This window comes from Dulcicalothrix desertica PCC 7102, assembly GCF_003991905.1.
Lineage (GTDB): Bacteria > Cyanobacteriota > Cyanobacteriia > Cyanobacteriales > Nostocaceae > Dulcicalothrix > Dulcicalothrix desertica.
The window spans coordinates 203203-223038 of record NZ_RSCL01000012.1 but is presented as its reverse complement, the minus strand read 5'-3'; the positions used below and the strand labels follow the sequence as shown (position 1 = coordinate 223038).

Here is a 19836-nt window from a genome sequence, read left to right as displayed (position 1 = left end):
TTAAACAAATTCCTATAAAGATGGAAACATCTGGGATTGAACTAATTTCATCTCATTATATGGAAAAACTATTATGTTTAAGTATAAAAGTTTACTAATTATTGCGTTGACATTTAATGCAGCATTGTTTTATACCAAAGAAGCAGCGGCTCAACCCAGTAATGCTCAGGTAATATTAAATAGTGAAAGATTAAGACCAAAAGCAGCACCAGACGTAAAACCACGATGTAATAATTTTTGGGGATGTCTAAATTTAAATTCTGGACGATTACCCGTAGTTCGCATTTTCAACCCTGTAACTCCACGCAGAAACCTGAAACCCGAATGTAAAAATAATGCATGGGCTTGTCCAGTTTTAGCTCCACAAGGCAATACGAGTTCTTCCCAGAGTTCATTCAGATAATTAATGTTTAAGGGCGCCTTTTATTTCTACTGTCGGTGCCATCGGGTATTTATCGAACGGCAAGTCTTGCCGTTCGGTAGGATTAAAGCGAAACATTGGAATGACGATGACCTGCTGTATAGTAAATCATAAATAGAACGTACACGTATCAAATAAGCTAGCGCATAAATATGAATATTTCAATACGCACCGTTCATCAACTCGAATTACCAGCACTTCTAAATCTGTATAAACATTTAAACGCGACGCTATAAATAGACAATCATACGTCGGTTTCAAAATTAGCCTTACGTGGCGTGCTTTGGATTCTTAAATTCCAAACTTGGGCTTCTATTACTCCAAGTACGGTTTCCCGTACTAACCAAACACGTAATGGATTACAGCCTGGAAAATTTGTGCGCCAATGGCGCACAAATTTTCCAGGCTGTAAGTTCAAAAAACAACACCGACATAAAGCGTATTAGTTCTCTCCCAAAGTAGTACAGGAAAAATACTTAACAGGCTAACAAATCCATTGGCGCCATCCACTCTCTTCTTCTTCAATATCTTCCACATTAATAATTGTGTAGCCATCTTCTTCCAAACCCTGAAGCACTGATTCTCGATAGCACCGCATTTGAGTGTTAATAACACAAGCGCGCTTACCCCAGGTTTGTAAAGATTCGGGTTGAAAATTCTCATCGATGCAAGTGTAATCAGCGTTATCAGCTTCGGACAGTAGCGCGATATTTGCTCTTGTTGCTGCATGTTGACTTGCTAATTAAATTTTTAATACTTTTTTAGTATAAAGTTGTTAGAACACCAACGCCCATAAGATATCAAAATTTTCCTTTACCGCATCTTAATTGAAGTATTTCGCAAACGTATGCTTAACGTAGTTAATCCCAACAGAAGAGCCAGGGCTTTTCGTCAATGTCCGCGCGCTAGCGTCTCTACATGCTTGAATTGTTGCTCAATCTGATGAGCGCTAATTTGTTTTGCTGATAAAAAATCTACTAACCCATCTAGTCCACGTTTGTTGTAGGCACTAGCATAACCCTTAATTTCCCTATCTCGGCAAAAATTTCTAAGTTTACGGGCGCCTAACGCTTTCAAATTTTGGTACTCAGTATCAACATCGAATGATTTAGCTTTGGTGTTATGCTCCTCAATTGTTGCAGCCGTGTTGGCAGGCAAGCTTTCGAGGATTAAGTCATCTCCAGCTTTTTGAGTATCATCTTTATAAGTTGAGTTACCATCAGAGGCGAACTGCTTATCAATCATTTTTGATTGAGTTTCAAAACTAACATCTAAGAAAATCTCACACAAAAACCAGAAAATAGCAGCAAACAGTACAACCGGAAAGAAAAAATCATTTAACGTTGCTACAGTAGCAGATGTTTCAAATGCAGAACAATCAATTAAATCAAACATGATATTCCTCCAAAATATTGATGGGTAACTGTAAAGTAATTACCCAGTAGCGGGGGTAAATCCCCCGTACTGAGAATTAATTACATTCCATCAACATTTCTGGTAAGACAAAAGGCGCTACTTTCCTAGTAGCAGATAGACTCTTGTCAAAGAAATTTGAGTTAATTTCAAAGGAACATACAGACAATACATCGCTAATGGTATTTGTAGCAGGCACCTAGAATTGAATCTTGATTCATCTTCTGATTTTAGATTTATTAGCCTTCGACCACTCAACAAAAGTGACAAGATTGTAATTGTGCTTCAACTCTACAGGAACAATCGACTCGTAAGGGTATAAGGGGATACCATCAAAACGGAAACGATAAGTACGAGTAATATTAATATTCAAATGTGGACAATAGTTAGTCCGGACATTAATACCTTCGTCTTCAATTTCAACGGTAGCGATACCTTTCAATTGTTTAATAAACTTATCAATTTTAGTAGAGTAATCAAACTCAATTACCGCACGTACAGCAAAATATTGGCAGTAAGAAAGTAAACGGGCATGTGTACCCAATTCTAAAAGCCTATCAGAATCATTTAGAAGAATTCCCGTCCAGGTAAAGTTAAATCTACGTAAAGTATGATTATCCCATAATGTCAGAGTACCATCATCGTTCTTATGGATTACTGCCTTATTAGGCTCAATATCCTGATTTAAACGTTCGATAACTTCTTCTCGCTCGTATGGAAAATAAGCTCGCTGTTTGTTTTTAATAGGTTGCCAGTCTGGACAAGTACAATCTTCTTCCCACCCGAAAACATATAGTCCGCACACTATATTATTGTCGCCGTGAAAATAACAACACCCAGTACATTTTTCAATGCAATTCCCAAACCAGTATTTTTTTCCCAGTTGAGGACGGTGGTAGTCAATAAAATCACAAACTGCGTCCCAAGGATTTGAAAGGGTTGACGAAAATGCTTTTCCTACTAGCTCCAGTTCATCACAATCAGCGTCAAATATTTCCATTAAACTATCAACATGATGGTTTAGCGTATCGTAAATTACAACTTTTCGGGTTTGTTCATCTTCAATTCTTCCCACTATTAACTTATTTTCAAGCGCACGAGAACCTTCGATTCGCATTACCTGATATAGGTATAACGACGAATCAGTTAGTTCTTGTTGCACGCTATCACCTGGCTTAAATACCACACGATTATTATTAGAAGCCTGAGATTCCTCCTTATCAGTTGCATCCAAAAGGCTTGCGGCGCCAGCGGCAACTACAACTGCACCAGCAAATCCGACTCCACCACACAAACAAAGACCCATACCAAGACTAGTTAGCCTCTCTGTACGTTCTTCAGGAATGATAGAGATTCCCCCTCTTGCAATTAAGCGAAGTCCTAAACCTGAAAAGGTAGATACGGCGCCAATCGCAATTGCAGTTAGAGAAATAAATCCCATTGCTGCATTAACCGTTTTAAATGCCTGACCACAAAATTTCTTCAACATCGTCTATCCCTCTTAAATAGCAGGTTACAAGAACAAAAATTACTCTCGCCCCGGCATCTTTGTAATTGGGATTTGAGGAGAAACAATTAACCAACACTTTACTCTGTTAAATCTTCCAGAACTTTCAAATTATCCTGTACTATTTAATTTTCAGTATCAGTAATCATTGCATCCCCAAAAGTGATAGTAAGAATCGAACTTACCTTGTTATAAATAACAATCCACCACTTGGAATATCACTAAAATACTAGTCATATAAACATCTCTTAATTTTTTGTTGACATTCTTGCAGCGCACAAGACGAATACCGATTAGCATCGATAATATTTTCTAACAAAAAATCTGGTGATTCGGATATTCTCATAATTACACCATTATCTTGACTACTGCGATGATAGTAATGAAGTACTGGAGATTGTATTACGGTTAAATTATCGTTACGGATGGTTTTGGCGTTGGCTACACCGTCCATTATGAATTTGGAGGCAGCAGCAACGTTATCAGCATCTCTTCCAAAGTTAGTAAGATACCAATGAAATTCCAGCCAAACTTGACCCAAAAATTTAATCTCACATTCAGCCACAAACGCTGTGATTTTATTAGTCCACTGTTTTTTCATAGCCGCACTTTTTTGCCAACTTTCACGTGCGGCATCTATTATCTCGTTTAATGTTGGAGGTAATTCCATAGTTAAGGTGTAAATCATAAATTACCTTCTTCGTTCAACGAACGAATATAGCGCTCAACAGCATTTTTAAGTTTTGTAAATTTTCTATCCCCATTGCGACCTCCAGGTAAATCACCGAATATCTCCTTAACTATTTCTTCAGCGCCATAGCCACGACGATGTAGTCCTAAAATCTGATTCTTTTTCTCGGCATCAAATTCAACGTTAAAATCATAGTTCGCTCGAAACTCAACTTTTTCTCCATGCTTATACAAATCAGCATTATCTAATGGTTTGTTTTTAATCGAGTCTTGTATTTTTATTTCCTTGGTAGTAACAATTCTATCAACAGCATTTGGGTCAACTAATCCCTTATTTAAGTATAATTGCTTAACAAAATTATCGAATGTTAGCTCAGATTCCCATGCTACATACGGGTCATGCTGATTTATTGCTTCAGAGAGTAAGCAACGAAAATACTCTACGTCCTCATCATCTGCTAGGTACGGCGCCTGTAAACGCTCATCAAATTCGTTAGTACGCAAAATAAAATCACCACGACCAAGTAAATGAAACGCGCGTCTATCTTTATCGTCTGCTAAAGCAATATAACTATCTTCGGGTCGCGCGGCTGCAAATGCTGTTTTGCAAGGAAAGTTAGACCGTATTTGTGGTTTAATTGCATCTCTATCAGGACGCTGCGAGTAAACAAGTAGATGAATGCCAGCGGCGCCAGCTTTCCTCAGTAATGTTGATAAAGCTGTCTCAACTCTTTGGGTGTAAGCCTCGTCAGCTAACATTTCCGGCGCCTCATCAACCCAACAAACTACGCGCGGCATTACCTTACGACCAAGATAAAAACGGTTGTACTGAGCAATATTTTCAATACCCTCGTCTTCATGAATATCAAACTCTTGATAACGTAACTCCATTTCTGCTACCAAAAATTCCAACATATCAGCCGTACTCTTGGCATCTTTACAAACAGGCGCCATCAAATGTGGCAGATTCTTGAATTTACCCAACGTTACGCGTTTCACATCCGATAGCGCTAACCGCACAACCGATGGTGGATACTTACGTGCTAAATATAATACACCTCCTTTTAAAAACTGTGACTTACCACTACGGGTACGCCCTGAACCAATTACATGGGTAATATTATCGTCACAAAGATTTATCCAATGAAAGTTGCCGTTTACATCTATACCTCCAGGAATGCAAATGCGATTTATATCAATTTCGTTTTCAAAATCAACGTGGTCACGGAAGTAAGCAATCTCTCTGTCAATCCTTGGAATGTCAATTGCAGTACGCCCACATACCGAACTGACCATTGGGGGAATCTTAATTCCCAATTCCATTCCCAACTGCTGCACCAAGTCATCACCAAAGTTGGCAACACTGCTAAATTTTGTACCGCGCGCCAGTTTTAATTCAATCCGATTAAATGTTGGACCACTTTTGGCGCCAACAAACTCAGTCTCAATTTTAAAATCTTTCAGCACGCTAACAACTAGCTCACCAGCCTCATTCAAATCAACCTGCGAGGATTTGATAATTTCATCAACAGCATCTGATGCTTCTAACGATTTCGGCGCCGAAGTAGGAGTAACACCCGTAATAACATCAAAATCTAATTCCTTGCAGGTTTCTTTTGCAATCAGGCTTGCAACACGCTTTAATCTATCTCGCACCCAATTATCAGCTATTTTCTCACGTAAATCAAGAAAATACTCGACTGGCTTTGATACTACGTATAGCTGATAAATATAATTTTCTAATACCTTACGAAGCAAATTGGTTAGGTATATATTCTTCAATCCCACGAACAGTTCGCATACTACCTCTAACCCCTTACTGCTTTTTGAGTCAACAGTCCGCAGAAAATGAGCTTGTTCGCTATCAGATGGAATGCGGTTAACCAAAATATACTCAAGCGTTAGCTGGCAAAATGCAAAATCGTCCAGATTACAATACTCACCGCATATGCTAATTATATCAGCATTGCCCATACCAGATAATACAGACTGGTAAATAGCATTAAACAAAAATTCACGGTTATAAGCAATTGTTGGACGATTAAGCTTCTCTAAAAATTCAATTTGATTAATCGTCGTTAAAACAAACTGGTATCCAGCATAATCTCCATTACATTCAGCGACACGTTGCGCTTCTTGTATTATTTCCTGATTGTCGTAACCTTGCTGCTTGGCGCTTAATACCACTGTAAGCAAGGGATTTGACTCACTTGTAATAATATTTGATTCATTGACTGGCAAATACATTTATTAAACCTCCATGCTCGCCTTGGAATCAATTCCAAGGCTAATAGCGAAAGTACGTTGAAACGTACTAAAATTCAGAAAAACGTTTAATCAATTGCTGATTATAATAATTTCTTAATTCTTCCACTGTCTTTGGATGCTGTTCATAATCATTGCAAATTAGGCTAGCCCATACCTTACCAACTTTACAAAATGCCATTTCTACGTTCCCTGACTCAACATCATCGATAGCTTTATTCCGACGAATATATTCAATTGCCATTTTGTCCTGCGACGGTGGAGAAAAATCTTTCAAGCCTAAATCAGGTTGCAAATCATTCCATGATATATCTAACATTTGATAGGCGCCAGCAGCAGTTGAACAAACATTTCTTCCGGAAACCCGCGCGCATTGCCTAACCTTCGGATGGGTAGAGAAATCGTTAAAAGTGCCATTGAATACCAACTTCCGATAACTATCATAGCCACTTGTACCTGTTTCTGCCCACCTGATAGTGGCAAGAAATGCAGCCATCTGAGGCGAATAGTTAGTAACAACTGCTTTATTCTTTGTGTTACCAATCATAGAGATACCCTGATTGCTAAAACCATATAAGCTTAAAACAGTAACACTACCAATTGAAATTGCTGCTGGATGTAGTTTAGATTTAATTAGATGAGGCATGACTATTTATCCTGCTCTATAAAACTTACTCAAACCTACCTACTATCAAAATTCAATAGATTTAACGTTTACTTCTTGCTTCAACCTGGGGAGTCGGCTCCTTCCAGTCCACAAGCGTTTTCCTTGCCGTAACAAAGCTTCAACCCCAAGCCAGGGTCACTACGATACTTTAAATTTTTAGCAAGATTTTTTCTTAGACTTTTTGATGCTTTTCTTTATCTTTGGTTTAGCCAAGTAACTATCAGCTTTTTCCAAATTTATTGCAGCATTTAAATCTCGGTTGATGGAAAAGTTACAAGCGCCACAATTAAAAACACGGTCTGATAATTTCATGTCTTGAACGTGTCCGCACTTAGAACAAGTTTTAGAACTTGGATACCATCTATCCACAACTTCTAATTTTGTTCCGTAATGTGATTGTTTATAATCAAGCATTCTGCGAAATTCGTACAAACCCAAACTAGACAGGGCGTCAGCCAATTTGTGATTGGCTACCATTCCAGACACGTTAAGGTCTTCAACACGAATTTTGTAATACTTTTTACTAATTTCCGTGGTGGTTTTCTGCAAAAAGTCTCTACGAATATTTGCTATATGAGCGTGTTTTTGAGATTGCGTGTCAAAGAACTTTTTAGCATTGTTGGATGCACGTACACCTTGTTTCCTATTACCAAACTGTTTATTCTTATTCTGCCACTGAACCTTACTTAGCTTGGTTTTCGCTTTTTTAATAGATTCTGGAGCAGTCAAAAAGGAATTATCTGATAATGTAGCAAAAGTTTTTATACCTAAATCAATACCTACTTTTTCAACTTTATGTATGATTGGTGGAACACGTTCTGCATCAATGTTCGAGGATACGAACCATTTATCCGCAGTCCGAGATACAGTAAAGGTTTGTGAGGAATAGTAGTAATCAACTTTTTCCTTTGAACGGACTGTACCTACTCCAGGTAAATCAATCTTTTTCCCAGGTTCGATTACAACACGGTTTGTAAAAGGTAAGGCTGGTTCCCCCTTTTTTGGATAAACAGCATTGGCTTTATAAACAGTAAATGAATCACCTTTTCGCTTAGTAGCTAAAACTGGAAAATCAGCTAGTCCTTTACGCCACCTTGTAACAGCTTCTCCCAAGGCTTGAAATGCTGATTGGTAGATGGGGAAGCGAATAATTTCTAGTCCAGGCATATTCAGGTAACGTCATCACATTGTTCGTAAAAACTTTTTTTATCTCGTTTAAACGAACTGAATCAGAAGCTTTTATTCCTTCAAAACTCCAAGATGCTTTTAACATGGATAATCCAAAGTTATAAACAAATCTCCTGAATCCTGCCATACCACGCATTAAAGATGTTTCCTTGTTATTCAATTTCAATTCTCTCTTTAATGCGTACATGTCAATCACTCCTGAGTTATGTTTTAGCGACTAGTCAACCTCCTCAATGACTATAAACGCATTTAGGGTATTTAGTTACTACATAGCTATAAATTGCTGGTAACACAGGACGATACTTTACCGGGTAAGGATTACTTAATTCTTGACTAGTAACTAAATATGCCCACTGAAGAGCGTATGTTTGTCCTTTTTCAAGTTGTAATTTACCTTTAAATGCATAAAACCCAAAAGATTGATTATTGTGACAAGCACTCGAAGCCAGATTACGAATAGTTTGTAAGTTAATAGAGTTAACTATTTTCTTATCCTTAGAATTTAGTAACCGTATTACACCACTCTTGATGTTAGATATATCACTAAGCGTAAAATCAACTTTATTTACTACACGCTCAAATTCTTGTTGAATTATTGGTACTTCAGGTTCAGCAAAAACAGGTGTTGATGCAACAAGTACCAATTCCACAATTAACAAAGACCCGAAAATCAACTTATGCATAGGAAAATCTCAATTTAATAAACATGTGGACGCACTGCAATAACGCGCGAATTAGGGAAAGAACGTCGAATATTTCTTTGCTTCACAGGTTCGGAACGAGTACTTCTATCAATAAACTCGCCATTTCCCACATAAATACCAACGTGAGTAATAGCCCCAGTAGGTAAACTGCCATAAGTATTGGTCAAACCAATCAAGTCACCAGGCAAGAATTGATTTTGGTCGGTCATCACTTTACCAATATCACTGCCAAAGAACGAGCGCGCCATTAATTCTCCATTGTTGGTTTGTTTACCTGCATCCCAAGGTTGATTTGTAACTCCCACACCTTCAACGAAAGCTTCAGCAAGAATGTTACGTACAAAATCAGCACATCGCTCACTCTCACCTGGCTTGAAATCACGTCCTACCCATGCGCGCGCACGCTTTAACACTCGAACAGCTACCGGAGATGTTGTAGAGGCGCCTTTCTGTGGTAATATACCCACCATTGATTGAAGCTTGTGTACTATTGTTAATGAATCAAGCCAACCTGATGCTGGAGACACCATCAGTACAACCAATACAACAGACGCAATTGCATATTTCCAATCATCAAAACTTTGAGAAGCATCATCTGTACTTAATTGATTAACAGAAGCTTGAGGTCGATGCTTACTACTTTCACCAATTTCAAAAATTATTCTCATCACGAGGGCGGGTTCGCTCGCAGCCTGTTTGTTGAATGCGCGCGAGTCTTTCAAAATCATTTGTCGGCGCCGCACAGGCTGTATCTATATATTCATCGTTATTATTCGTGGGAGTCTGTGTGGGAGCTGGTTTATTGGCATTTGCTTTCGGGCTATTTACAACCTTAGACTTCATCACAACTGCTGCAACATTAGATAAAACACTCCTTGCATCGTAAAATCTCATATATCCAGGTTGCAGGATATCCAAAATCCAAAGCACAAACAAACACCAAAATATAATCCGGCTCCACACTACGCTGCTCCTAATTCAATCGACGTACTACTGGCACTGCCAGCGAAGGTAAATTATCGGGAATAACTTTGATTTCTTTACCTGCCGCATAACCAGGTCCTGTGATTTGCGAATTAAGTACAAACCCAATTGCGCTTAGTACTAAAAATGCAGCAGTACAACATACCCCAACAGGTGAACCAAGAATATTGCCACACCACGTAGCCGGATGCCAGAAATAACGCCACGGGTTATGGGGGTGAAACCTGTGTGCTTTGTATGTTTCTACGTAATCGATTTCAATTTCTGGTACACGGCGCCTTGACAAACGGTCTTGCATACGGACAGAAGGCGCCTGTTGAGGGGAGGGATATATTATTGGTGTTGGTTGTGATACGGTCTGTGCCGTAGTGTTAACAACTCCAGTTCCATTTTGTTGCTGCATTGCGGAACCTAACATAGTTGCCAAGTTGTTCATTGCTACCAAACCTCCAGCTTGGGAATAATCGACATCTAAATCACGAGTTTTATTGCCGTTACCACGATTTGACATTTAATCCTCCTCTTCGTGCCAAAAATCTTCTAATTCCATAGCTTTCCTAAATTCATCTGGTGCCAATTTACTTGCTGGCGCCACAAAATTAGTATTCGTATCATGTGGTATCGCACCATCAGCAGTTGGATGTACTAATCGTAAATGTGGATACTTAACCAAATTTGATTGCGTTTCTAACTGATTTGAAGGGTTAATATTGTCTACCACATAGTCGGGTTGTGCTTTTGGGTGGTCCTCGGACTCCTTTCCCACAGCAGATTCTATGTAAATACTCAAGTTGTATCCCTTCAATCCTAAGTAGAGAAAGTATATAAACCCCCCAAAAAATACAACACCACATAACAAGTGCAAATTCTTCCCTGGCGAGGAAATCGCCACAATTCCAGTTCGACTACTTTCTTGGTAGTTAGTCTCCACCAAATCTTGCTTAAACGAGTAGATAACGTTGAAAATACTTAACCCTAAGCAAGCAATGCCAACTACAAAACTAATTAAATAAGTATTACCTCTTTTACTTTTTTCCTCCATTGCGATCACCTTTGATTACTGGTTTTGGTTCTGCTGTTGGTAACGTCCGCAATTCCTTTAACTGTTGGCGCCGTAATTGCTCTAATAATTGCAACTCTTCAACCGCTTTGTTGACATCGCTCATTTGTTTGAGGGGGTCAGAGTACCCTTGCGCTCTCAATAATTGTTTTTGGCTATCAACATATGGCTTGTATCCACGCTGAATCTCAGTTAACATTCGCGTAAAATCAACACTAGGTTGACTTTCAAGATTGTGTGCCAAATCAATTGCTTCGAGTTTACCCAGCAGTAGATACGCAACCGCGCTCGCTGGTAATTTTTGCTTTACTTCTGTACCCTCCGTGTCTTTGTAGGACAAATAAAATTCATCGTTTCCACCTGACACTTCGCCAAAAGTATCAAGAGTCCGTATCCTCTCAACCTCTAAACCAGGTGTCATATGCATCCGGTAAAATGGATTGCCCTGTTGGTTTCGATTCCGCTCCGATTCGATGTAGGCTTTTATGTCTTGTGACCAACGTGCTGCTGCTAACTGGCGCCAACCTACCATTGATGTTCCATCTGGATTATTAAGGCGCAAATTTGTTGAGTAGTCAGTTCGGGATAATTTCTCAAGTACAGCTTCGCGCGCTACTTGTAATTGTTGTTTAGCCGCAACAACTTCAGACCTATCTTCATTCCCGTTAATGGCATTTACATCAACTCGTTGCTTTGATGCTGCAATCAAGGAAATTGTCACCAAAACTAAGAATCCAGCTATACCCAACAATAAAAGTAAAGTATTTTGGGGTATTGGTTTTCGCTGCTTACTCCCATCAACAACTTCATAACGCTGTTTCGATGAAAGATGTTGCATTAATTTACACCTCCATCAATCACAACAAAGCAACGTTTTGGCTGTTCAATCGTGCGTAATATTGCTACAGTGGCGCCACCTATCAACACTCCAGCTACTATCAACAGCGGGTTGAATGCAAGCGAGGCGCCAACACCAGTCAACGTTCCTACAACAGAGGAAATAGTTACATTCAAACCTAACCCAGCCAAACCGTTGACTAAAAAATTAATTGCTCCCATCTTTCAGTTCCCTGGTTTTATTTAATACAACACCTATACCAATCAAAAAACCAATCACAGTACCCCAAAACCCACCATTTAATATTGGTTCTGGCTTGACTTCTACTTTTTGAGAGTTTGGCGGTTGGCTAACATACCACCCAACCAACAGTCCAGAAAAGGTAGACAATCCCATAGTTATCAACGCCGTAAATGAAGCATTTCTTAAACTAGTCAGCGCACGATTACGAAAATCAATTGCGATGGGCATCATTTTGCTGGTGAGTTCTTCACTGATGTAGAAGTCTTCGGATTGGATGACTTCAATTGTTTTTGCGGTTGTGTCGATGCACCCAGCAGCATTGGATGTTCCCCTTCCCCCCAATTTATACTCTCGAAAAAATTTACATCAATTGCCTGTAATGCCCTTTCTTGTGCGGCGCCAAACTCAGCAGCGTTTTTTGTACACCCTGATGACGAACTACCATTAGTTAAGCGGTCACGTAACACATGTGTGGAAGCTTCAATAATTGACATGAAACGTGTATCACCTAATTGATACGCAACTGGCATGTCATTGTACAAAATCCCTACAAAGCTATCTTTAGCTTCATTCTCAGGGTCTTTGCCAAATCTTTGTTTGATGTAAGAGCGCGCGTCAAATTGGTAGCCATCAGCAGAAACTTTTTTTGCTTGCTGCTGCATCTCTAGTACATGATTAGCAGCTACCAAAAAAGAAATATTACCTTCTGTTGAAATATCTTTGATTTTCTTCAAAAATTCAACAGTATCTGATGGTAACTGGTCGCCATTTACATCCAGTGTAAACATTTCACATACAGCCAAAATTTCATCACGCTGCACTTTCAACTGTGAAACCACTTGATTGATATGCTGCATCGTTCTCTAATCTCCTCAATACTTCAATTACAACTTCATCTTCTTGATTGACATACTTCGGGTCTAGTAAAAAATCTTTCAGCGGTATTTTGTGGCTACTTAATACATATTCGCTTAATCCTCCCATTGGTAAGACGTTTAATTGATATTCATTCTTTGTTACTTTTACATAGCGAGTAGCAATGCACAAAAAATCCAATTGTTCAATATCAATTTCTTTGAAAAACCCTCCTTTTTTGCGTGGTGGGATTACGCCAGCAGGCGAATACCACTCTTTTAAGCTAGTTGTCGTTATTCCATATCTTGCTGCTAGCGTTGTTCGCGTATACAACATGAAAATGTTTTTTACCATTCAGGTATCCTCGAACACCTTACCAATCGTGCGCTCCAGGTTTATCTTAGAATTAGCTTATATTTAATCAAGCTAGCTTTAGAGGTGATTATATAAAAGGCGCCAATTCTATTCAACCTTTACCAAATCTTGGTAAAACCAACCTTTCACCTTGCTATTCTTTACTGACTATACACACAAAAAAATAGTTCTGCAAGCAAAACTTAACAGGTATATAAAAAAGTTTTTTAACCAATGAATATAGTAAACACTGCTTAAACAAAATAAACGAGCCTATGTATGAATTATCAATATTTTATATTTACGATATCTTTCAAGCTAATAGTTTGTGTAGCTGCAAACATCAAACTCAATAAAAAATCTTGCTAATTACAGTTCATTCTGATTCTTGACGGCGTTTTTGATTAGCTCTCGCTGCCGCGCGCACAATTCGATTACCATCTTTTTCTAAATGTTTCAAAATATTACTTGGAGTGTTTGTATTTTGAGCTATGGCGTATCTTTCTAACCACGATGGAATACCTCTAAACGTTTTGCTGAAGTGCTTGTTTGTTGTGCTTCTATTTCCCATTTCTTCGTTAAGTATAATTACTCAACAAAAGCAAATGAAAATTCCAATACACTACTTAACCTCAGAGCAAGTAAAGCCAAGAGATTTCCTGCGACATCTACTAATTGGTAGAAATTGCAGTGAAATTGAGTATTTTGAAGCAGAAACCACCAGTTATTGCGGATTTCAAAATTGCTAGGAACCTGGTTTCTAAGGCTTCTCTGCTAACGAGAGAAACCCGTGTATTGCCATGAGTGATAGGGATTTTTGCACCTGGCGAAATCTGTGTCAGCACAAGAATATTTTTTCGGATGTGGCGGGCGTAAATGCGGACACTGCGGTGAAGAGTGTCAAGCAGAGGTCGGCTTGCTAGCAATGTTCTAGAAATTGTAAGGCGCCGAAAAGCAAATTGGAAGATAACTGATGTTGGCTCGCCTCAAAGTTATGGTATGATTATTATCATACTTTAAACATACTTTCTACATAAGTAGAAGGAGTAAGCATAATGGTGATGATGCGAAAAACTATTACTATCCCTGATGCTATGGATGAATGGGTTAAAGCTCAAATCGAAAGCGGACGCTATGGGAACGATAGCGAATACTTTCGTGATTTGATACGTCGTGATCAAGATAAGCGACAGGCAGAACAAAATTTGCTTTCTCTTATTCAGGAAGGCTTAGATAGTGGTGTAAGTGGATCCACTGTACACGATATTATGAAACGGGTAGAAGATAGGCTCAAAAATAATGGCAGCTTACCAACTGACTAATCAAGCCGAAAGCGAAATTGAGGGCATCTACGAATACTCAATTTTAAACTTTGGATTACAAGTGGCACAAAATTATGTTTCTGGGCTTCATGATTGTTTCACATTATTAGCGAACAATCAGAGTTGGGGCAGTGACTATGGCTTTATTATACCAGGGTTGCTCCGTTATGAATATCGCTCCCATTCTATCTATTATTTGCCCATAGAAGATGGTATTTTAATTGCACGTATTCTTGGAAATAAACAAGACCCAGCACGACATATTATGATTTAAAGCGTCTTTATTGGATAGCAATGCCTTCACTAGAAAGGCTTCTAGCCTGTTCTGTTTTAGGATTTTTTGCTAGTTTTGTATTAAATAGCGTTTTAGTTAGACAAATTTTACGGTGGGATGACAGATTAGTGAGTAAGTAAGAAAATAAGACTTTTTATAAATCATTATACTGGTAAAAAAAATATCTCTCAAAAAGAGATACTGTTACTGCACTATTTTGTATTACATAGTTGGACATGCTGGAGGTGATAATACTAGTACATCATGGTGTAAATAAAGCTACCATTGTAAATGCCTGAAAAGACTATTTTACAAGCCTTCTTTCTTTTGCCTTTTGCCTTTTTACTTTTACCTTGTTGTACTAGCAACTAGGACAAAACCGATAATCTCACTTTGTGTGCAGCAGCCGCAGCGATTGCTTCCTTGTCCTCAGAAGTCAGAAGTACTTCAAGTAGTGATTGTAGTACCTCTCGATTTGATATAAATTCTTCATTATATAAATCGTCCTGTGCCAACACAGCTTCCAGATGGGGAAGGATTTCAGGGGATGGAGAAATTAATTTTTCTTTAATAAAAGCTCTTGCTGTTTCGAGCGCTGGTTTCTTACCTACTCCCAAATCCATATTTTCGAGTTTTAACCGTATTTCTCGGTTTAAAGATATACGCAGTGTTTTCAGGCGCCAGTACAAACCTGGGTTGAGTAAAAGTTTTGGTAACGCATTGCCCCAATCCAGTCCAGCACAGATATTTGGAACTTCTGCTTCTTTCTCAAGTTCGGCGCCTCTTGTACTAGAACCTTTACCCAAAAGTAACTCAAACGCCTCTTCAGTACTCATAACGTTTTCTTGGTCAGTAGCCATATATTATTCCCTTGATTAAAGTGCGTTTCTCAATATTCCGTGTTCAAAGTATACTAAATTTTCATAATCTTCGTCTTCACCAAGATTGTACATGTTTTGTTTATTGTAAAAACCAACTGCTTCGGGTAAAGAATGTAACCCAACTCTGCCCTTATAACCGAAGTATACACTTCTAATTCTGGCAAATTCTAATAAGATTGTACCGACGTTTCTAAACCTTGGAGGATTTTGAATTTCAATTCTGTTCAGTGGCGCGCTAAATAATCCGTCGATGTAAACGAGTCGTTGTCCTCTTTCTATTTGCGAACCGTGCAATTGTGTTTCTATTTGCATCAAACCTTGTGTTTCATTCTCACACTCAATTGCGTAAGCTTCAATATTACTGTTATTTGCTGCATATCTTAACTTAAATTTCCAATCCCAAAACTTATCTTCTTGCTCAAATTCAATCAATATATTTTTCCATAAGTTTTCAAAATCCTCAGCATGTTTGAGTTTTAAGTCTACTAAGTATGCTTGAACTGATGTGTCATCAATACCGCGTTTTAACTCAACTTCTAGCTGCACCATTGTGTTTATATTTTATTTAATAAACTTATTATATTTTACTACAAAAAGAACTTTTAACCTAACAAAAATTGTAAGTATTAATTTGTAATAAATATACTATTCATCACTCAAGTCTAAAACAGCTATAACAGGATTTAACAGTTTTTGTTGTAAGTAAAGCAGCCACTGTATCTCCATTTTTAGAATTAATAAATACTCCAATATTTTATTTCTAGTAGGGTGTCTGGTACAGGCGCCAGTACTCACGAATTATACTAGATACAATAATCCCGCATTTTTACCAACAGACACCTGGGAGTGCCAGAGGCTAAAGTTGATAAAACATATTTTGACGTTTAACGCATTCGCTGCATACTCAAAATATACTGGCTCTTGGTTAAGCAACTTAATCTTGAATGCTCCTTTCGTTTTTCAACCTGCTTGTTCCGCACCTAAAAATCCTTGTAGCATATGCTTTGTAGCTAATTAAGACAGTGTTTGTTCCGCACCTGCAAAACTAACCTTGATAACTTTGTCCTCTACTTCAGCAAGCCTAGTCGTAGCGTGAATACTCAGTTTTTTAATTTATATATTTATACGCTGACTTTTAAAAGAAGTGCCCAGTCAGAATAAGCGTATTTTAATTTGCCTGATGTTGTGTATTGTTCACGAATCTTGTCTACTAAGCTTTTGACGAATGCGCCGTTCAGCAGCCATCACAGCAACTACTTCACCATTCTCATCGCGTTCACAATTGAATTTCTTAATCATTGCCATTTTTGCTGCTTCCAATCTAAGTTCTTGGCTTGAGCTTACTAACCACTCGTTAAGTAGCGCTATCTGAGCTTCTGGCTGTTTATGGAGGTAGTTGAAACGGCGCCTTTCTTCCTCGAAGTTGATTGATTCAAAGAATTGGGGTAGTTTTTTGATTTGTGCGGCGCCAATAGCTTCAGAAAAAGGTATTGAAGCGTCCGTTGGTGTGGCTGATTTCGTTGGGAGTAAAACAGCGGCGCCACGTTCAACCAATATTTTGATATTTGCCATCAGGGTTTGTGTATTTTCCTGTGTAGCTTCAGGCTTGGCAACAAAGCAGCTAGGTAAAATAGCCTGCCGATTATCATTTTGAACTTGGTTACACGTCTGGGTTGCGGTTGTGATGTATTCCAGAAATTGGGGATATAAAGCTACCTCAGTTCGAGACGGATTTTTATAAAACTCGCTATATGCACATCCGTAAGCGTCTGCTTCCCAACGTCCGCCTTGAGGTTTGTACTTGGTGTCAGCCCACCAATTCAGAAAAACTGGGTAAGGGCGCCCAACCTCTATTTCCCAGACAAATTTTTCTCGATTTTCATTTTCTAAGCTTGTTCGCTTTTTCGTGTTTATCGAACCAGTAACGGGAACATTGCTCTCATGATTAACCTTGTGTTCATTGAAGATTTTGGGTGGGGTTTCTGAGTTGGAAGAGATTTCTGGCGCCTGTGGATTTGGGGTATTTGAAGGAATTGGGGGAGTCTCTCTCTCGCTCTCTAGAGAGTGAGGAGTTTTATTTGAAGCGGAATCTATGTTATGTGCTGCTCTTTTTGAACAATTTGAATTGTCCATGATGGGCGCCTCGATGTATTCATTTTGAACAAAGGTCTCCAAAACGTCTCTATTTAAGGTGTACCAGTTGGCCTGATAATAAGTTTTGGCTGCCAGTCTTTCAACTGATATCAGCCCAAGTTGTTTCAAGTGATTTACTACCCTTCTAACAGTGCTGATTGATAGACACATTTCTTGGGCCCACTGCTCATATGTTTTCCAAAACCACTTAGTGCCATCAATGACTTTGCCTCCTTTTACACTCATCCAATAATGTGTTTGTTGTAAAAAAGTTGCCTCGTTTCGTCCGATTATGGCAGCCAGTTCAGTCGAGTAACACAAATGATTCCCATCATGCAGAAGTCTGCTCATATAGCTATATCCTTTAAAAAATTGAAAGAATAAATCAGCGCAAATCTTGCCACGTAGATATACCTGTGGCAAAGTTTGCACCTTTATTTCAATTCCACTTAGTCAACGTAGTTTTTTACACCTTTAATGTGAAATTCTTGATATGTTGCTAACTGCTGGCAGCAATACATATTTATTCATATCATTCTCGACCTTCTGAGAGCGAAGGTAAATTTTGTTCAGCAGGGCTGTCCGTTTGAAATGTGGCGCCTTCATAGGCTTTCCAATAAGCGCATAGGAAAGTCAGCAACTGAAGGTGTAAATTTATGCGCGTATTCCTTGAGAATTTCTACTCCCTCTTGTTTGGTATGCGCGATAGTCCAAATTCCTCCATGAACTCTCCAACTTTCACCAACAGCAAAGTAAGGTTTTTCGCATTTACCTACGTAACCAATGTATTTACCTTGGAAAAAAACTCGATAGATATTCCCGTGAGCAATTAGTTGTGTTTCTTTCGAGCTTAAATTAGTAACTTTGGAAGGCATGGCGCCCAGTATTACCAGTATCCAGTTTGCTTTAATGCGCGCGTCGCCTGGGGGTTTAACGTTAAGTGAGCAGGCTATTTCCTTAAGTTCTCCAAGAATTTTTTCTTGGAGTTGCGTTTCGTTGTAGGTTTGCATTTTGCTAGAATCCTAATAGTATGTTTTTTATTCCCCTTAGTTGATAGCTAGGGGGTTTTGCCTAGAGAACTCCACAAAAAGAGATGCAAATGCCATTTTGAACGCAATGTAGCGGTGAAGAATGTCCGATACTACCCTATCATGTGAGAAAACTCCGTTTACGGATAATAGGAAATGCTCCACATAACACTTATACTGCACTCAACATGACAATACAAAATCATTGATTTTATGGCTTACTCCTAATCAAGTTTTTCACCTGATAAATATATGTTAGTACCTCGTTAGTATTTAGTCAACACAAGTTAGTACCTAAAATTTACTGTGATATCTATAAACATTGAGTTTTGGGTAAGCAATGCTATATTCGTTAGTACGAGTTCTACAAGTAAACTATGGCAGAAGAATCAAGACTAACAATCCGTATAGACCCTATGAAGAGAAGCGCTCTTCAATCAAAGGCTAAGGAAGAAGGTAAAAATACAACCGAGGTAATTACCGCTTTTATAGACCAGTATCTAGGTATTAGCCAGCCAGAAAATGAGATTGAAACGCGACTGGAGCGACTTGAAAAAATTGTTGAAGAAAAATTGTTGGGGGAATTAGTCGCCTGAGAGAGGAGAATGCATCTCTCAGGCGTTGGCAAAATCATATACTAAAAGCAGCAAAGGAAAGTCCGCCCCCGTCGTCACGGTGAGGCGGATTCGTTTTTTTAATCCAGCACTTGTGCTAACAATCGCATGACGCTATACTAACAGATAAGGAGAGGCGCGTAACTAATTTACCCGGTTACGGGCTTCTAAACTTCGATATTGCTCTTGTCGGGATTTGTTTTCCACAACACCTAAGAATATTTTTATGAACAATCCACTGATAAATAGCCTTCCATCAAAAAGGGTGGCGCCGCGCGACTCCCCATGCAGCCTACTCCTATGCGCTTGCAAATTTTATCTAATACGCTTTTGATGAATGCACCAAGACGCTGTAAGTATTTCAGCGATTCTAGGCGGATAGATTTGCTCACTAC

The 19836-nt window shown here is 38.8% G+C and carries 27 protein-coding genes and 1 pseudogene; 4 read left to right on the top strand and 24 right to left on the bottom strand.

From position 1 onward, the window contains the following. Positions 1 to 73: 73 nt before the first annotated feature. A complete protein-coding gene (locus tag DSM106972_RS25005) occupies positions 74 to 403 on the top strand; it encodes a hypothetical protein (protein WP_127083240.1) in 330 nt (109 codons plus the stop codon). Between the two features lie 526 nt (positions 404 to 929). Here DSM106972_RS25005 and DSM106972_RS25000 read toward each other — a convergent pair. From DSM106972_RS25000 to DSM106972_RS24915, 19 genes and pseudogenes are all read right to left on the bottom strand, one after another. After that, a pseudogene (locus DSM106972_RS25000) lies at positions 930 to 1163 on the bottom strand (hypothetical protein); the annotation flags it as partial. 149 nt (positions 1164 to 1312) lie between these two features. After that, a complete protein-coding gene (locus tag DSM106972_RS24995; RefSeq protein ID WP_127083239.1) occupies positions 1313 to 1816 on the bottom strand; it encodes a hypothetical protein in 504 nt (167 codons plus the stop codon). A 235-nt stretch (positions 1817 to 2051) separates the two neighbouring features. Further along, positions 2052 to 3323 carry a hypothetical protein gene (locus DSM106972_RS24990; protein ID WP_170213598.1) on the bottom strand — a complete coding sequence of 424 codons (1272 nt, stop codon included), beginning with the start codon at positions 3321 to 3323 and terminating at the stop codon, positions 2052 to 2054. Positions 3324 to 3570: 247 nt separating this feature from the next. Then, positions 3571 to 4029: a hypothetical protein gene (locus tag DSM106972_RS24985; RefSeq protein ID WP_127083238.1), complete on the bottom strand. Its 459-nt coding sequence runs from the start codon at positions 4027 to 4029 to the stop codon at positions 3571 to 3573. Next, positions 4026 to 6278, bottom strand: a complete 2253-nt coding sequence (locus tag DSM106972_RS24980; RefSeq protein ID WP_127083237.1) for a DNA translocase FtsK — start codon at positions 6276 to 6278, stop codon at positions 4026 to 4028. The genes DSM106972_RS24985 and DSM106972_RS24980 overlap by 4 nt, the downstream gene beginning before the upstream one ends. Before the next feature lie 67 nt (positions 6279 to 6345). After that, positions 6346 to 6942: a glycoside hydrolase family 24 protein gene (locus DSM106972_RS24975; protein ID WP_127083236.1), complete on the bottom strand. Its 597-nt coding sequence runs from the start codon at positions 6940 to 6942 to the stop codon at positions 6346 to 6348. A 177-nt stretch (positions 6943 to 7119) separates the two neighbouring features. Next, the gene (locus DSM106972_RS24970; RefSeq protein ID WP_201800781.1) at positions 7120 to 8130 is read right to left on the bottom strand and encodes an RNA-guided endonuclease InsQ/TnpB family protein; all 1011 of its coding nucleotides are present in this window, start codon (positions 8128 to 8130) and stop codon (positions 7120 to 7122) included. Beyond that, entirely contained in the window at positions 8048 to 8338 is a 291-nt protein-coding gene (locus DSM106972_RS55865) for a helix-turn-helix domain-containing protein (protein ID WP_201800780.1), read from the bottom strand. The genes DSM106972_RS24970 and DSM106972_RS55865 overlap by 83 nt, the downstream gene beginning before the upstream one ends. Before the next feature lie 43 nt (positions 8339 to 8381). After that, complete coding sequence (locus tag DSM106972_RS24965) at positions 8382 to 8834, bottom strand: hypothetical protein (protein WP_127083235.1); 453 nt, start codon at positions 8832 to 8834, stop codon at positions 8382 to 8384. Between the two features lie 14 nt (positions 8835 to 8848). Then, positions 8849 to 9523, bottom strand: coding sequence for an NlpC/P60 family protein (locus DSM106972_RS24960; protein ID WP_127083342.1), 675 nt, complete (start codon positions 9521 to 9523; stop codon positions 8849 to 8851). Next, a complete protein-coding gene (locus DSM106972_RS24955; RefSeq protein WP_127083234.1) occupies positions 9507 to 9785 on the bottom strand; it encodes a hypothetical protein in 279 nt (92 codons plus the stop codon). Before DSM106972_RS24955 ends, DSM106972_RS24960 begins: the two co-directional genes overlap by 17 nt. A gap of 43 nt (positions 9786 to 9828) precedes the next feature. Then, the gene (locus DSM106972_RS24950) at positions 9829 to 10350 is read right to left on the bottom strand and encodes a hypothetical protein (protein WP_127083233.1); all 522 of its coding nucleotides are present in this window, start codon (positions 10348 to 10350) and stop codon (positions 9829 to 9831) included. Then, complete coding sequence (locus DSM106972_RS24945) at positions 10351 to 10881, bottom strand: hypothetical protein (protein WP_127083232.1); 531 nt, start codon at positions 10879 to 10881, stop codon at positions 10351 to 10353. It lies immediately after the preceding gene. After that, complete coding sequence (locus DSM106972_RS24940; protein ID WP_127083231.1) at positions 10865 to 11737, bottom strand: hypothetical protein; 873 nt, start codon at positions 11735 to 11737, stop codon at positions 10865 to 10867. The genes DSM106972_RS24945 and DSM106972_RS24940 overlap by 17 nt, the downstream gene beginning before the upstream one ends. After that, positions 11737 to 11958, bottom strand: a complete 222-nt coding sequence (locus tag DSM106972_RS24935; protein ID WP_127083230.1) for a hypothetical protein — start codon at positions 11956 to 11958, stop codon at positions 11737 to 11739. Before DSM106972_RS24935 ends, DSM106972_RS24940 begins: the two co-directional genes overlap by 1 nt. After that, positions 11945 to 12211 (bottom strand): hypothetical protein, encoded by a 267-nt coding sequence (locus DSM106972_RS24930; protein WP_233787481.1) that lies wholly within the window; start codon positions 12209 to 12211, stop codon positions 11945 to 11947. The genes DSM106972_RS24935 and DSM106972_RS24930 overlap by 14 nt, the downstream gene beginning before the upstream one ends. After that, positions 12208 to 12837 (bottom strand): hypothetical protein, encoded by a 630-nt coding sequence (locus DSM106972_RS24925; protein ID WP_233787488.1) that lies wholly within the window; start codon positions 12835 to 12837, stop codon positions 12208 to 12210. The genes DSM106972_RS24930 and DSM106972_RS24925 overlap by 4 nt, the downstream gene beginning before the upstream one ends. Beyond that, positions 12791 to 13189: a hypothetical protein gene (locus tag DSM106972_RS24920; protein ID WP_127083229.1), complete on the bottom strand. Its 399-nt coding sequence runs from the start codon at positions 13187 to 13189 to the stop codon at positions 12791 to 12793. The genes DSM106972_RS24925 and DSM106972_RS24920 overlap by 47 nt, the downstream gene beginning before the upstream one ends. A 376-nt stretch (positions 13190 to 13565) precedes the next feature. After that, on the bottom strand, positions 13566 to 13760 hold the full coding sequence (locus DSM106972_RS24915) for a hypothetical protein (protein WP_127083228.1): 195 nt from the start codon (positions 13758 to 13760) through the stop codon (positions 13566 to 13568). Positions 13761 to 14244: 484 nt separating this feature from the next. On the opposite strand from DSM106972_RS24915, the gene DSM106972_RS24910 reads away from it, so the two are divergent. Both DSM106972_RS24910 and DSM106972_RS24905 read left to right on the top strand, forming a co-directional pair. Continuing rightward, positions 14245 to 14511 (top strand): type II toxin-antitoxin system ParD family antitoxin, encoded by a 267-nt coding sequence (locus DSM106972_RS24910; RefSeq protein WP_127083227.1) that lies wholly within the window; start codon positions 14245 to 14247, stop codon positions 14509 to 14511. Next, positions 14489 to 14785, top strand: a complete 297-nt coding sequence (locus DSM106972_RS24905; protein WP_127083226.1) for a type II toxin-antitoxin system RelE/ParE family toxin — start codon at positions 14489 to 14491, stop codon at positions 14783 to 14785. Before DSM106972_RS24910 ends, DSM106972_RS24905 begins: the two co-directional genes overlap by 23 nt. A 368-nt stretch (positions 14786 to 15153) precedes the next feature. On the opposite strand, the gene DSM106972_RS24900 is transcribed toward DSM106972_RS24905, so the two are convergent. The 4 genes from DSM106972_RS24900 to DSM106972_RS24885 form a co-directional block, all read right to left on the bottom strand. Beyond that, positions 15154 to 15645 carry a hypothetical protein gene (locus tag DSM106972_RS24900; RefSeq protein ID WP_127083225.1) on the bottom strand — a complete coding sequence of 164 codons (492 nt, stop codon included), beginning with the start codon at positions 15643 to 15645 and terminating at the stop codon, positions 15154 to 15156. A gap of 15 nt (positions 15646 to 15660) precedes the next feature. Then, entirely contained in the window at positions 15661 to 16212 is a 552-nt protein-coding gene (locus tag DSM106972_RS24895) for a GNAT family N-acetyltransferase (RefSeq protein WP_127083339.1), read from the bottom strand. A gap of 648 nt (positions 16213 to 16860) precedes the next feature. Further along, a complete protein-coding gene (locus tag DSM106972_RS24890) occupies positions 16861 to 18150 on the bottom strand; it encodes a helix-turn-helix domain-containing protein (protein WP_233787490.1) in 1290 nt (429 codons plus the stop codon). 251 nt (positions 18151 to 18401) lie between these two features. After that, positions 18402 to 18809: a hypothetical protein gene (locus DSM106972_RS24885; protein ID WP_127083224.1), complete on the bottom strand. Its 408-nt coding sequence runs from the start codon at positions 18807 to 18809 to the stop codon at positions 18402 to 18404. 395 nt (positions 18810 to 19204) lie between these two features. Here DSM106972_RS24885 and DSM106972_RS24880 point away from each other — a divergent pair, with 395 nt between their 5' ends. Further along, positions 19205 to 19423 carry a hypothetical protein gene (locus DSM106972_RS24880; protein ID WP_127083223.1) on the top strand — a complete coding sequence of 73 codons (219 nt, stop codon included), beginning with the start codon at positions 19205 to 19207 and terminating at the stop codon, positions 19421 to 19423. A 242-nt stretch (positions 19424 to 19665) separates the two neighbouring features. Here the strand turns inward: DSM106972_RS24880 and DSM106972_RS53820 are convergent, their stop codons facing one another. Beyond that, positions 19666 to 19833, bottom strand: a complete 168-nt coding sequence (locus DSM106972_RS53820) for a hypothetical protein (RefSeq protein ID WP_186538743.1) — start codon at positions 19831 to 19833, stop codon at positions 19666 to 19668. Between the last annotated feature and the right edge of the window lie 3 nt (positions 19834 to 19836).